This window comes from Chryseobacterium amylolyticum (genome assembly GCF_051011775.1).
Taxonomy (GTDB): domain Bacteria; phylum Bacteroidota; class Bacteroidia; order Flavobacteriales; family Weeksellaceae; genus Chryseobacterium.
This window is the reverse complement of the sequence record NZ_JBPCHX010000003.1, coordinates 276778-290701: the sequence shown is the minus strand read 5'-3', so window position 1 is coordinate 290701 and position 13924 is coordinate 276778. Positions and strand designations below refer to the sequence as shown.

Sequence of the window (13924 nt, the reverse complement as noted above, 5' to 3'; positions counted from 1 at the left end):
ATAATATTCATAAAATATTAAAAAACAAGTAATTATTTTCATTTTTTCATTACATTTACTAATAACTTTAAACGTAAACCAAATGAAAACAAAATTACTATTCATTTTCTTAGTCTCTTCTATATTGGGGAATGCGCAGATTCTCTCAGAGACTTTTCAGGGTACGACATTTCCTCCGACAGGATGGACAACAGGAACAAATGTAGCATCAAGACCTTGGGGTTTTACAACAACGATTTTCAATGCATCCGGACAGCTTACTTTTAATATCACAGGTGGAAAATCCGCAGGTATCGGGTGGATTGCCCAGGCACAGGATGCTCATTTAACAAGCCCTTCCTTCAGTTTGGCAGGAACAACAAATCCGGTGTTAAAGTTTAAGGCCAAAATAGGATATGAATACATGGTTGACCCTAATCCTAACGGAGACTTAAAAGTAGAAGTATCCACAGATGGGGGAACTACATGGAACCAGGTATGGGTTGAAGAAAACTATGGGGTGTATACAGATTACGAAACATTGGCTATTACAGTCAGTTTAGCTCAATACGCAGGACAAGCTAATGTAAAATTCAGATTCCATTACGTAGCTAACGATGCAGACAGCCTTTCAATAGATGATGTTGAGGTTTGGGCAAATGGCACATTATCTACTCAGGAAACGAATGCCAAAGTAAAAGACGTTACCAATATCTATCCTAACCCGACAAAAGGAGAAATAAACATCAAAGCAGATAAGAAAATCAAATATTCCACAATATTTGATGCAAGCGGAAAATCTCTGCTTACCGATACTTCTGAGAGATTAGATATTTCTTCACTTCCAAAAGGAACTTACTTACTAAAAGTAGACTTCTCAGACGGAACTTCCAAAACGGAAAAGGTAATCAAACAATAACACCATTTATATAAACTTTTACAACCACCAGCTTTGGTGGTTTTTTTATTTACTTTTGCAAAAAATTTGACAGTGTCTTTTATCAAAACAAAAATCATCAGTTTTTTCAAATTGGTTTTTCCTTCCACTTATACAGAAGCGGCGGTATTTCTGTTCTTCCTTACCTGTTATGGAATTCTGGGATCTTATATTGCTCTTCATTACAGGATCATTTTCGACAGCAGAATTCCCTGGGACGCATACTTCAGTTTTGATAATAAATCGATCCTGATGACCGGAGGAAGCTTTGAAAGACACCCCCTGTCCTATTATTTTTTCAACTGGGTAAGAGAATTCTCATTATTCATTTCAGGAGGAAAAATGGATGCCAGCTTCAGGCTCACTCTGGCATGGCTCAGCAATATGATCATCTCATTGAATATCATTCAGGTTTTCAAATATTTAAAGAATATCATCCGCCTTCCTTTGTGGTTAAGCGTCTTAATTATTCTCTTCTTTGGAGTTTTTTCAACCAACATTGTTCTCTCTTTTACTCCGGAGAACTTCACATACACTTTATTTTTACTTTCCCTATACAATCATTACGCAGCCATAAAATTAAGAAAAGAAGAAAAAACACCTGCACCCGCATTATCACTGGCAGGTATTACCATCGGAGGACTTACCATTACTAATTTTGTAAAGGTTTTTATACCTCTCCTTTTTGAAAAAGATCTTTTCAGAAGCTGGAAAAAATTCGGGAATGCTGCACTTAGGGTAACTGTTGCTGTGATCTGTTTTGTACTCCTTTACCTGAACAGAATTGATTTTAAATACCAGAATATCTTTTCAAAAACCAATCAGCAATATGAAAAGTTCTCAAATGTAGAATCAATGCCGGCGTGGGATATGATTTTGTCCTTCTTTTTCGGAGGGAATATTCTTTTCCCGGGATTTATTATGTCTGATAAACACAATATGAAAGGATTCAACTTCAAAGGGCTTTATATGGATCTTTATTCGTCAGCTGTGCCTTACTTTTTTATAACAATATTACTGATCCTGATAAGTTGGAGTTATTTTAAAAATTTCAGGAATAAATGGGTCCAGATCATCATTATTTCATTTGCAGTTGATATCATCATCCATTGTGTGATGAGGTTCGGACTTCATACTTCCTACATCTATGGGGGACATTTCGTTTTTGTCTATCCGATACTTTTAGGATGGCTGTTTTACGCTTACAGATCATCCCCTAAAATCATGTCATTTTTAACATGGACGCTGGTGATATTATTCACCTATCTGTTGGCCAATAATATCTTCAGAATGACAGAATTCTTCTGGTTTATGGAAAATTATTATCAATAAAAAAAGCTGAGAAAATTACTCAGCTTTTTGTTTTTTATGTTAAAATAAATTAATCTTATTTTGCTTCAGCACAGAAAATTCTATATTGTACTGCTACTGCAGATTTAAAATATTCTCTGATTCTGGAAAGGTCACTTGCAGCACTTTGTTTTGTGAAATAACTTCCTGCTAAAATTTTATAATTAGGTCTTAAAGAAGCATCCGTTTCCACTTTCAGGTTAGGAAATCTTTTTCTGAAATAAGATTTTACCTCATTAGCTTCCTCATTACTTTTTACTGTTGTAATCTGGATTTTGAACCCTAAAATCCTAGGATTTTTCCTGCAAATTTCAGCATTGGTAAGCTCTCTGCTTGGCACAAAGATTTTAGGAGGTTTTGTGTTTATTCCGGTAGAAATTCCACTGTCATTATTGCTGAAATCTTTAGTAGAATTTGTTGGGACAGCTTTAGCACATTTCCCTTCAACTCCCTCCAGAGCAGCATTTATTTTGGAATCCATCGTCATGACAAGCTCCGTTCCTGACAGGGTATCTTTTTTAACAACCTGCTGTGCCTCAATATTATAAAATCCAAATAATGATAATATCGAAAATATTTTGATTAGATTTCTCATTTAAACTTGTTTCCGCAAATTTATACAAATTAAAAAACTATACCAAACAGGTTATTTAGAATCAATACAAATTAACCTTAAATGACATTTTCCCCTTTTTATATGCCGTTAAATTTCTGTTAAAAATATTATTTTTGCCGAATTGATTGAATGTTCAATAATTTACTAACATAAGATAATTTAAATGATTAGTTGGAGAAAGCATTATAAAAAAACGTTGATCGCGATAGGCTTATTGCTATCAACCAGTGCTTCATTTTACGGGCAAGACGGCGATCCTAAAAACGGAGAGAAACTTTTCAAAGCGAATTGTACTGCATGTCACGCGCTGGACAAACAGGTTGTAGGACCACCATTAAAAGGGGTTGTAGAACGTGTGAAGACAGAAGGTGGTGTAGACAAAGACTGGCTTCACAAGTGGATCAAAGACAACAAAGCTCTTAGAGCTTCTGGGGACAAATACGCCAATGAGATTTTTGAAAAGTTTAATAAGACTGAAATGCAGGTCTTTCCGAATCTTACAGACAAGGATATTGACGACATTTTAGCTTTCACAACTAACCCTCCTGCTCCGGAGGAGAAAAAACCGGAAGCAACCCCTGCAACTGACGCTACTGCGGCAGCTCCTGCAGACAAAACTACTACAAACGTTGTAATCATTTCACTTTTAGCGATCGCAGCTTTACTGGTTTGGATCCTGGTAAAACTAAGACAACTGGTAAAATTGGGTCAGTCTGAAGATTTAGCCGGACTTAACGAAACAAGAGTTCGTTCTTTCGGTGAAATGTACGAGAAGTTCCACTACATTGGTAAAGGTTTACTGGCAATTCTTGCTATTCTGGCTGCTTACGGAGTATGGAACTGGCTGATGTGGATCGGTGTTTACAAAGGGTACAAGCCTGAACAGCCTATCTACTTCTCTCACAAAATCCACGCTGGGGAACAGAAAATTGACTGTCAGTTATGTCACTCCAGTGCTAAATACGGAAAAGTATCTGAAATCCCTTCTATGAACGTTTGTATGAACTGTCACAGAACAATTTCTGAATACAACGCAGAACACTACATGGAACCAGGAAAAGACAAGGCATTCTATGACGGTGAAATCCAGAAGATCTACGCTGCAACAGGTTGGGATCCTGCAAAACAACAGTACACAGGAAAAACACAGCCGGTTGAATGGACAAGAATCCACAATATGCCAGACTTCGTTTACTTCAACCACTCTCAGCACGTAATTGCTGGAGAACAGGCAATCATCAATTCTTTCAACAAAAAGAATCCTAACAACAAAATTGATGTTGTATGTAAAGCTTGTCACGGTAAAATTGATACAATGAATGTTGTTCAGATGGCTAACGACTTTACGATGGGATGGTGTATCGAGTGCCACAGAACTACTGAAGTTGATATGAACAACGGTTATAATAAAGAGTACTTCAAGAATCTACATGACAAGTTGAAAAAACAATATCCACAAGATGGAGGTAAAATCACTGTAGATGCAATTGGAGGTCTTGAGTGTGGTAAATGTCATTATTAATAACTAAAAAATTAGAAGTATAAATGGCTTCAAACAAAATACAATTCAGAAGTATTCATGAACTTAAAGATCCGGCTTTGAATAATAAGCTGGCTCAGAAAGAGTTTCAGGAAGAAATTCCGGTAGAAGATTTCCTTGGAGATGCTGAGAAAAACGGATCAAGTACTTCAAGAAGAGATTTCCTTAAATTACTAGGATTCTCTACAGCAGCAGTTACATTGGCTGCCTGCGAAGCTCCGGTAATCAAAACGATTCCTTATGTGGTAAAGCCGCATGATATTATTCCGGGAATCCCTAACTATTACGCTTCAACTTATTTTGACGGTTTCGACTTTGCTAGTGTTTTAGTAAAAACCCGTGAAGGAAGACCTATCAAAATTGAACCCAACCCGGCTGGTGGTGATTTAGGTAAAACTAATGCAAGAGCTCAGGCAAGTGTACTTTCTCTTTATGATAACGATAAAGTAAAACAGCCTAAACTGGACGGAAAAGACGAAACTTTCGATAAAGTAGACAGTTTTGTGATGAAAGGGTTGGAAGAAGCTAAGGCGTCAGGCAAAAAGATTGTGGTTTTATCACACTCTTTTGCTTCACCAACTTTCAAAAAGTTATTCGCTGAATTCAAAGCTAAATATCCTACAGCAGAATTAGTAACTTATGATGCCTTCCCTTATTCTGCACAATTAGATGCAGCACAGGAAGTATTCGGACAAAGAGCATTACCTGTTTATGACCTTAGAGGTTCTGAACTGGTAGTTTCTTTCCAGGCTGATTTCTTAGGAGATTATAACGCTTCAAGCTTAGAAACTTCTTATGCAGCAGCAAGAAAGCCAGGACCAAACATGTTAAGACACATCCAGGTGGAGTCTAACATGTCATTAACCGGTGCTAATGCTGACTCCAGATACAGATTAAAACCAAGTGCTGTAAACAAGACTTTAGTTGAAGTTTACAATGCAATCGTAGGTGGTGGTACTTCTGATAAGACTGCAACTGAAATTGCTAACGAATTGAAAGCAAAAGGAAGCAAAGCTGTTGTTTTTGCTGACGGTTCTAAAGGAGCACAGGTTTTAGCACACTTAATCAACCAGAAATTAGGTTCAGTAGCTTTCACAGGTAAGGCCAACTTACTGAAAGAATTCGACGGTGCAAGATACCAGGAATTCCTTGGATGGGTAAACGGTGGACAGGTTGGTGTTTTAGTTACCAACAATGTGGATCCTATCTACTCTCATCCAAAAGGAGAAGATTTCAAAAAATCTTTATCTAAAGTTCCTTACGTAATTGCTGTAGCAGATAAGAAGAATGAAATGTACAAAGCAGCGAAAGCTGTAATTCCGGTTGCTAACTGGTTAGAGTCCTGGGGAGATATCGAACCACAGACAGGAGTATATTCATTAATGCAGCCTACCATCCAGAAAATCTACAAATCAAGACAGATTGAAGAATCTCTATTGGTTTGGAAGAACGGAAAAAACAATGCCGCAAACAACTACTACGATTATTTAAAAGCGAGCTCTGCTTCTCTTTTAGGTGGTACTTCTTTCAACAAGGCATTGTATAACGGTATCAACGCTTCTACCAATGCAACAACTCTATCTTATGCAGGTGGAAACGCTGCTCAGGCTGTTGCTGAACTAGGAAACTTTAAACCTTCTGAATTAGAATTAGTATTATACACTAAGACTTCTATGGGAGACGGTACTCAGGCAAACAACCCTTGGTTACAAGAATTACCTGACCCAATCACAAGAATGTCTTGGGATAACTATTTGACAATTTCTCCAAAAGACGCAGAAAAGTTCGGAATCGATAACGACCTTAACGCAAGAATGCAGTTGGATGGTTCTATCGTAAACCTTACTGTAAACGGAGTAACAATAAAAGACGTTCCTGTATTCGTACAACCGGGACAAGCTGAAGGATCTGTAGGTCTTGCGCTTGGTTATGGTAAGAAAAACTCAGGAGCAACTGCTGATACCGGGGTAAATGCTTATCCTTTATTTGACGGTTCTAACCTTGTTCTTTCAGGTGTTAAAATCGAAAAAACAGGAGAAGACCACGAATTTGCAGGGATCCAGCTTCAAAATACATTGATGGGCCGTTATGAGATCGCGAAAGAAGTTCCTTTGGCAGATTTCATCAACGTAGCTTTCGATGACGAGCACAAAGGATGGAACAAGCCTTTGGAGTACCACACCATCAGCGGAGCTCTTCCAGCAAGAAAAATTGACCTTTGGGATGCTTTCGATGATACAGACGGACCTCACTTCAACTTATCTATCGACCTGAACTCTTGTACGGGTTGTGGAGCATGTATCATTGCTTGTCAGGCAGAAAACAACGTTCCTGTAGTAGGTAAAGAAGAAGTAAGAATGTCAAGAGATATGTACTGGTTAAGAATTGACCGTTACTATTCTTCAAGACAAACGGTAGAAGTATACGAAGGATTAAAAGATGGAATGGCTGTACCTGAATTATACGGTACTGCATTCAACAAAGAAGGAGGTGCACTGAACCATCCTGCTGATAATCCGGATGTAATCTTCCAGCCGGTAATGTGTCAGCACTGTAACCACGCTCCATGTGAAACGGTATGTCCGGTAGCGGCTACTTCACACGGTAAGCAAGGTCAAAACCATATGGCTTACAACAGATGTATCGGTACAAGATATTGTGCAAACAACTGTCCTTACAAAGTAAGACGTTTCAACTGGTTTACTTATAACCTAAATGACAAGTTCGATTTCAACATGAACAATGATTTAGGAAGAATGGTACTTAACCCGGATGTAGTTGTAAGAACTAGAGGGGTAATGGAGAAATGTTCAATGTGTATCCAAATGACTCAGAATACAATTCTTGAGGCTAAGAAAGAAGGAAGAAGAGTGAAGGATGGAGAATTCCAGACGGCCTGTTCTAAAGCTTGTTCTACTGGAGCAATGACATTTGGAGATATGAACGATAAAGATTCTGAAATTAGAAAGGTATATGCCTCTAACAGAAGATATTATTTACTAGAGGAGATCGGAACAAAACCAAACGTGTTCTATCACACTAAAGTAAGAAACAGAGTAGAAAAATAAAGTTTAAATAATAAATAGGTAAAAAATGTCAGGACATTACGAAGCTCCGATAAGGGAACCTCTAATTATTGGTCACAAAACTTATCACGATATTACAGAAGATATCGCACGACCTATCGAAGAAAGAGCAGGTAAATTATGGTGGATCTCATTATATGCTGCGCTAGTTCTATTCCTCTATGGATTCGGCTGTATCGCTTACACTATCGGGACAGGTATTGGAGCATGGGGGCTTAACAGAACTATTAACTGGGGTTGGGATATTACCAACTTCGTATGGTGGGTAGGTATCGGTCACGCCGGGACCCTAATCTCCGCAGTATTATTATTATTTAGACAGAGATGGAGAATGTCTGTAAACAGATCTGCAGAGGCGATGACGATCTTTGCGGTTGTACAGGCGGCAATCTTCCCTGTAATCCACATGGGTAGAGTTTGGGTTGGATACTGGGTATTCCCTTTACCAAACCAATTCGGTTCTCTTTGGGGGAACTTCAACTCTCCTCTACTTTGGGACGTATTTGCGATCTCCACGTATTTCTCAGTATCAACGGTATTCTGGTTCATGGGTCTAATCCCTGACTTTGCAATGATCAGAGATAGAGCTAAAACTCCTTGGACTAAGAAAATTTATACATTCCTTGCATTCGGTTGGGGTGGTAAAGCAAAACACTGGCAAAGATTCGAAGAACTTTCTTTGGTTCTTGCAGGTTTGGCAACTCCGCTTGTATTCTCAGTACACACTACCGTATCCTTCGACTTCGCGACTTCAGTAATTAAAGGATGGCACTCAACAATCTATCCTCCTTACTTCGTTGCCGGTGCGATCTTCTCAGGATTTGCAATGGTACAAACACTATTGTTGGTAGCTAGAAAAGTGTGTCACTTAGAAGAGTATATTACAATGTATCATATCGAAATTATGAACATCGTAATCATCTTAACTGGTGGTATGGTAACTGTAGCTTACGCCACTGAATATTTCATCGGATGGTACTCAGGTTCAAGATTCGAAGATTTCACATATCTTTCTCCGGGTGCTGCTGTAGGACCTTACTGGTGGGCATTCTGGTCATTGATCATCTGTAACCTTGTTATTCCTGCTTCTTTCTGGTTCAAGAGACTAAGAACGAACATTATCTGGACATTCATTGTTGCATTGATCATCAACATCGGTATGTGGTTTGAGCGTTTTGATATCATCGTTATCAACCTTTCCAGAGACTACTTACCAGGATCATGGACAATGTTTAAGCCAACGATCATTGATGTGGGTGTATACTTAGGAACAATCGGATTCTTCTCTGTATTATTCTTATTATATGCAAGAACATTCCCTGTAATTGCACAGGCTGAATTAAAATCGATTTTGAAAATCTCAGGTGAAACTTATAAAGCAAAAGAAGGAGATGAGCACCACTAAAATTGTATACGGACTTTATGCTGACGACGACGATTTGATGAACGGCGTTAAAGCATTCAACGATAAAGGAATCGCAATCAACGAAGTTTATACTCCGTTTCCGGTTCACGGACTAGATAAAGCTTTAGGTTTAAAGAAAACCAGAATTTCTGATGCTGCTTTTATCTATGCTTGTTATGGTGTAACTATCGGTGCTACTCTTACCTGGTATGTGATGAATCACGACTGGCCTCAGAATATCGGTGGTAAGCCAGCTTTTGACTGGGGACACAACATGCCTGCATTCGTAGTTCCAATGTTCGAATTAATGGTATTCTGTGCGGCTCACATGATGTCTTTAACTTTCCTGGTTAGAAACAAAATGTATCCGGGAGCTCCGGCTCAGAACCCAGACCCTAGGACTACTGACGATAAATTCATGATGGAATTTGTAACTGAAGATGTAGAATCTGTAAAGCAGTTGCTTATTGAAACTGGAGTTGAAGAAATAACTGTTAAAGATGCTTAAAATGAAAAAGAATGTATTAAAGATTACAGCAGTTTTAGGTTTAACAACAGTTTTACTTAACTCTTGCGGACCAAAGGAGAATACTCCATTGGTATATTTCCCGGACATGTATTTTCCGGTAGCTTATGATCCATTGATGAAAGCCCAGGATGCGTATTCAGATCATGAAAATGAAATTCCTGCTTTTGTTAAAAATAATGGTGCAACAGGCCTTTCTCCGGTAGAAGGATCCGTTCCTCAGAATAAAGACGGCGTTTTTGAAGAAAGCTTATTACCTAAAAATGTTGACGAGTACAACGCAGGGTATGAAGCCTCTAAAAAACTTACCGTATCTCCTTTGAATCCTGCTAACGCAGCGAAGGACCTTGAAAGAGGTAAAATATTGTTTGATCACACTTGTGCTGCATGCCACGGAACAGGAGGTGATGGACAAGGACCTATCGTACAAAGTGGAGCATTCTCCGGAGTACCGAACTATGCTGACAGAGAAATTACTGTAGGATCTGTTCATTATGTATTAACAAACGGTAGAAATGCCATGGGATCTTATGCGGGACAACTGAACGCAGGAGACAGATGGAGAGTAGCAATGTATGTGATGAGTGCTTTCAAAAAAGGAGCAGCAGCACCGGCAGCAGCTACAGCGGCGGCACCAGCAACAACTGAAACGACTACCGAAACTAAAAAATAAGAAAAGAAATGTATAGTTTTTCACCAAAATTAAAATCAACTTCTATAATACTTCTTGTTGTAGGTTTAGTTCTTTTCGGTATTGGTTTCTTTTTGAACAAAGGAATTTCTACTGAGAAAATAGAACAAATGATGGAAGCTGTTCATGCTTCAGGTCATACTGCTCCTACACACTCAAGTGAAATGGTTGGACCTCAGGATCACGCAGCTCACCTTGAGCACGCTACATTGCAGGTACACAACCAGCCTTTAGCAGCAATACATTTTGTAGCTGTATTTTTCTTTGGAGTTAGCTGCTGCGTATTATTCTTCTATTCTATTCAGCACGCTGCACACGCAGGATGGCCGATCATCATTACAAGAGTAATGGAAGCGATTGCTTCTTATATCCCTTACGGTGGTGCAATCTTAGTAATCCTGATGATCTTGAACATCACTCATAATGGTCACTTATTCCACTGGATGGACCCTGAATTGACAAACCCGGATTCTCCGCATTTTGATGTGATCTTATTCGAAAAGAAAAAATTCTTAAATATTCCTTTCTACGCAGTAAGAACTTTAATCTATGTGATTGGTGCTTCTTTCTTCGCATGGAAATTAAAAGCTCAGTCTAAGAAAGTAGACGAAACGAAGTCTAAAGTAGAGTACCAGATGCTTTACAGATGGTCAGTAGGATACATCGCATTCTTCGGATTTGCTTCTGCAGCTTGGGCTTGGGACTGGTTGATGTCTATTGACCCTCACTGGTATTCTACAATGTATATCTGGTATTCAATGGTTAGCTGCCTTTCAAGTGGTATTGCCGTAATCATTTTATTAAGTGTTTACCTTAAGAAAAATGGTTTCTTACCACAGTTCAATGACAACCACTTACACGATTTAGGAGTATTCCTTTTCGCTACAAGTATGCTTTGGACATATACATGGTTTGCTCAATTCATGCTTTACTGGTATGCCAACGTTCCGGAAGAGGTTAACTACTTCTTCGGTAGATTCCAGCACTACTCTCCTACTTTCTTACCGATGTTGATCATCAACTTCTTATTACCGCTATTGGTATTGGTAAGCAGCAGCATCAAGAGAAATTACAAAGTAGTTACTACAATGGCAGTAGTGGTGATCCTGGGACACATCTTAGATTACTTCAACATGGTAATGCCAGGAACAGTAGGACCATACTGGAACACTCCTGAAGTATTCCTTTTAATCCTTGGAGCAATCCTGTTCGTAGTTGGATTATTTATGTTTACTGTACTTTCAGCTTTATCTAAACTGAAGTTGATTCCTACAGGAAACCCGTTCTTACACGAATCTGAAATTTATGAGTATCCTTTCTAAGGACTTGTAACAAAATAAAATGATAAAAGACTGATTGTTAAAACGATCAGTCTTTTTTTATGCATATCAATCAGCAGCCATCCATTCTGAAAGGTATGCGTCTATACTGGCATCAACATTTAAAAACAAAATTTTATTATGAAAACAAAACTTTTCCTCTATTCGCTCTTTCTTTTTCTGGCCAGCTTTATCCAGGCTCAGACCATCACTTTCGTTTCTGAAAAAAATAATATTCCCCTTCCCAGAGTTTCAGTATTTGGAAAAGACGGAACCATTTTAGCCTATTCGGATATTGAAGGTAAGATTGACAAACAGTCATTGTCGCCTTCTCAGGAGAAGTTCCAGCTTGTCTATAATAATTTTCCGGTGGCTACTTTATCTTATTCGGACTTTGATCAGTCCGTTATAAAAATCAATGATCAGGTAAAGGAAATTGAAACAGTAGTTATCAAGAACAGCAAACCAGCCAGGTACATTTTTATCAAAGGGAATTTTAATGCCTACGTAACGGTAAATAATAAGCTGAACAGTTATGCAGACGGAATTGTAACTTATATTTTCGACAACAAAACAAAAAAACTGAAAAATACCAATGTAGAGCAGTACAGGGTATTCAGAATGGCAGAATCTAAAAACGAAAAGAAAGAAACTTCATCATGGGATTATGGCAACTCACTGAATCTCCCCAAACTTAAAAACGTGGGGAACCCGGAAGAATATAAAAACTCAAAAAATACGATCAGAGAGTTGAAGGGAGATCGCAGAGACCAGATTGAAGTGACAGGAGGTATTCTGCAGGAAAAAGAATTTTCATTTTTCGGATACCGGTTTTATGATATCAGAACCATTTTAAACATGTCCTTCGAAAAGGATTCAGAGAAGACCCTGAAAGATTTCCTGGAATATAATGAACTTGTTTTTGTTAAACTAAAACATAAAAGTGAACCCGAATATAATCAGATTGCAGTTTACAATAATTTCTATCCTACAGAATTAAGCTTCAACAATGACAACGATATTGAAAAAGTAAAATTTGATAAAGGCAACAGCAGTTATAAAACCCCTTATTGGCAGGATCCGTCATTCCCCAATATGCAGACTATCTTCAGTAACTTTTTCAAAGGAGATCTGAAAGAACAACCTAACAAAAAGTAAAAATATAAGTTTATGGCTACTGTGAACGGGAATATAACAGTCCATAAAATATAAAGTGAAAATAAAAATCAGTATTAATAAAGGTTTTACTAAATTTGCAACAAACCAAATAAAAATGAAAAAGTTTTCTTTTCTACTTGTTTTCAGCCTGTTGCTTTTTACAGCATGCAAGAAAGATCATGTAGATGCTACGAATACTAAAACACTGCAGTCAAGTATCAACGATATGACTTCCAGTTTACCGACCATTAAACAGATTAAGTTTAATGAAGCTCTTTATATCCTTAAAACATTTGGAGTAGAAGCTGATGGTGATATCAATGAGCTGAAAGCCCTTGGAAAACTGATCAACGGGAAAAAAGTTCCTGAGATCATGGCTCTGGCTGATGAAGTTGCACAGAAAAACGGAATCGAATGGGCAAGTACTGCCCCTCCATCACTGGGAGAAATGAATATCTTCGGGGATGATAAAGCTAAAGAAAGCGATCCGAATGATGTAAAAGCCGGATCATTAAGCCTTGTGACAAGACCTACAGGTGATGACGGAACCGGAGCGCCAACCGCTATTCAGATCGTTCCGAGACTTGTAGACGCTGCAGGAAACCCGGTATCATTTACCGGAGCCGGCCTTGAAGCTACTCTTGAAGTCTTCAGTAACGGTGTAAGACTGGTAACAGCCAAAAACCTGATGCAGGATAACAACTTCAAAGGTTTCAACCTGAAATTCTCCTCTATCCCTGCTTCTAAAGTAGTGGATAATAAAATAGACATTACCGTTTCTGTAAAGACAACAGCTAAGACTTTCAAAATGTCAAAAATCGGGCTTGACGTGAATGCAGCAGCCCTGAAAGTACCTGCCGTTCCAAAAACAGATTCAACAGCTGTATCTGAACAGCCAAGCGCAGTGGTAGATCCCAATAACCCAACAGCTCCTTCCGGAACTGCTACAGATCCTGCAGCAGCTACTCCTGCAGCACCAGCTGCACCAAAACAGCCGACCACAGATCCTAAAAATACAGTAAGCAAATTTTTGAACAGTGTGAGCTCTCAGAATTTAAAAGCAGCCTATGAAACATCCAGCAATCCTAGCTGGGGAAGCTACGAATCTTTTTCAAACCCTACTTCAGGTTTCGGGTCTGTGAAAAACGTGAGCGTAAAGAATATTACGACAAGCGGTGCTACAGCCAACAGTGCCAGCGTAAATGCTACTTATGATGTAACGGATAAAAGCGGAAAGACTACTTCCCTAAAAGTAACTTTCGGGCTTAAAAATGTAAACGGAGACTGGAAAATTTCCAGCTATAAAATCAATTAATA

At 38.5% G+C, this 13924-nt stretch carries 11 protein-coding genes; 10 read left to right on the top strand and 1 reads right to left on the bottom strand.

Features of this window, described 5'->3' with window-relative positions:
• Positions 1-82 precede the first annotated feature (82 nt).
• Together ACR1PO_RS10110 and ACR1PO_RS10105 are read left to right on the top strand one after the other, a co-directional pair.
• Positions 83-898, top strand: a complete 816-nt coding sequence (locus ACR1PO_RS10110; protein WP_433986675.1) for a T9SS type A sorting domain-containing protein — start codon at positions 83-85, stop codon at positions 896-898.
• A gap of 72 nt (positions 899-970) precedes the next feature.
• The gene (locus ACR1PO_RS10105) at positions 971-2248 is read left to right on the top strand and encodes a DUF6080 domain-containing protein (protein WP_433986674.1); all 1278 of its coding nucleotides are present in this window, start codon (positions 971-973) and stop codon (positions 2246-2248) included.
• A gap of 55 nt (positions 2249-2303) precedes the next feature.
• Here ACR1PO_RS10105 and ACR1PO_RS10100 read toward each other — a convergent pair whose 3' ends face one another.
• Positions 2304-2861 (bottom strand): hypothetical protein, encoded by a 558-nt coding sequence (locus ACR1PO_RS10100; RefSeq protein ID WP_002982407.1) that lies wholly within the window; start codon positions 2859-2861, stop codon positions 2304-2306.
• A gap of 184 nt (positions 2862-3045) precedes the next feature.
• Between ACR1PO_RS10100 and ACR1PO_RS10095 the strand changes: the two genes are divergently transcribed.
• The 8 genes from ACR1PO_RS10095 (at position 3046) to ACR1PO_RS10060 (ending at position 13922) form a co-directional block, all read left to right on the top strand.
• Positions 3046-4404 carry a c-type cytochrome gene (locus ACR1PO_RS10095; RefSeq protein ID WP_433986673.1) on the top strand — a complete coding sequence of 453 codons (1359 nt, stop codon included), beginning with the start codon at positions 3046-3048 and terminating at the stop codon, positions 4402-4404.
• A gap of 23 nt (positions 4405-4427) precedes the next feature.
• On the top strand, positions 4428-7490 hold the full coding sequence (locus ACR1PO_RS10090; RefSeq protein WP_433986672.1) for a TAT-variant-translocated molybdopterin oxidoreductase: 3063 nt from the start codon (positions 4428-4430) through the stop codon (positions 7488-7490).
• 25 nt (positions 7491-7515) lie between these two features.
• On the top strand, positions 7516-8913 hold the full coding sequence (gene nrfD, locus ACR1PO_RS10085; protein WP_034691792.1) for an NrfD/PsrC family molybdoenzyme membrane anchor subunit: 1398 nt from the start codon (positions 7516-7518) through the stop codon (positions 8911-8913).
• Entirely contained in the window at positions 8900-9421 is a 522-nt protein-coding gene (locus ACR1PO_RS10080) for a DUF3341 domain-containing protein (RefSeq protein ID WP_027371993.1), read from the top strand. Before nrfD ends, ACR1PO_RS10080 begins: the two co-directional genes overlap by 14 nt.
• Positions 9414-10112: a c-type cytochrome gene (locus ACR1PO_RS10075; protein WP_433986671.1), complete on the top strand. Its 699-nt coding sequence runs from the start codon at positions 9414-9416 to the stop codon at positions 10110-10112. The genes ACR1PO_RS10080 and ACR1PO_RS10075 overlap by 8 nt, the downstream gene beginning before the upstream one ends.
• An 8-nt stretch (positions 10113-10120) precedes the next feature.
• Complete coding sequence (locus ACR1PO_RS10070; protein ID WP_002982396.1) at positions 10121-11452, top strand: hypothetical protein; 1332 nt, start codon at positions 10121-10123, stop codon at positions 11450-11452.
• A 138-nt stretch (positions 11453-11590) separates the two neighbouring features.
• Positions 11591-12607, top strand: coding sequence for a hypothetical protein (locus ACR1PO_RS10065; RefSeq protein ID WP_433986670.1), 1017 nt, complete (start codon positions 11591-11593; stop codon positions 12605-12607).
• Between the two features lie 115 nt (positions 12608-12722).
• Positions 12723-13922, top strand: coding sequence for a hypothetical protein (locus tag ACR1PO_RS10060; RefSeq protein ID WP_433986669.1), 1200 nt, complete (start codon positions 12723-12725; stop codon positions 13920-13922).
• The last annotated feature ends 2 nt before the right edge of the window (positions 13923-13924 follow it).

What these genes read in the sequence shown, in the direction of transcription:
- ACR1PO_RS10090 (WP_433986672.1), top strand. Translation starts at nt 4,428, where the DNA reads ATGGCTTCAAACAAAATACAATTCAGAAGTATTCATGAACTTAAAGAT.
- nrfD (WP_034691792.1), top strand. Translation starts at nt 7,516, where the DNA reads ATGTCAGGACATTACGAAGCTCCGATAAGGGAACCTCTAATTATTGGT.
- ACR1PO_RS10065 (WP_433986670.1), top strand. Translation starts at nt 11,591, where the DNA reads ATGAAAACAAAACTTTTCCTCTATTCGCTCTTTCTTTTTCTGGCCAGC.
- ACR1PO_RS10075 (WP_433986671.1), top strand. Translation starts at nt 9,414, where the DNA reads ATGCTTAAAATGAAAAAGAATGTATTAAAGATTACAGCAGTTTTAGGT.
- ACR1PO_RS10095 (WP_433986673.1), top strand. Translation starts at nt 3,046, where the DNA reads ATGATTAGTTGGAGAAAGCATTATAAAAAAACGTTGATCGCGATAGGC.
- ACR1PO_RS10070 (WP_002982396.1), top strand. Translation starts at nt 10,121, where the DNA reads ATGTATAGTTTTTCACCAAAATTAAAATCAACTTCTATAATACTTCTT.
- ACR1PO_RS10110 (WP_433986675.1), top strand. Translation starts at nt 83, where the DNA reads ATGAAAACAAAATTACTATTCATTTTCTTAGTCTCTTCTATATTGGGG.
- ACR1PO_RS10100 (WP_002982407.1), bottom strand. Translation starts at nt 2,861, where the DNA reads ATGAGAAATCTAATCAAAATATTTTCGATATTATCATTATTTGGATTT.
- ACR1PO_RS10080 (WP_027371993.1), top strand. Translation starts at nt 8,900, where the DNA reads ATGAGCACCACTAAAATTGTATACGGACTTTATGCTGACGACGACGAT.
- ACR1PO_RS10060 (WP_433986669.1), top strand. Translation starts at nt 12,723, where the DNA reads ATGAAAAAGTTTTCTTTTCTACTTGTTTTCAGCCTGTTGCTTTTTACA.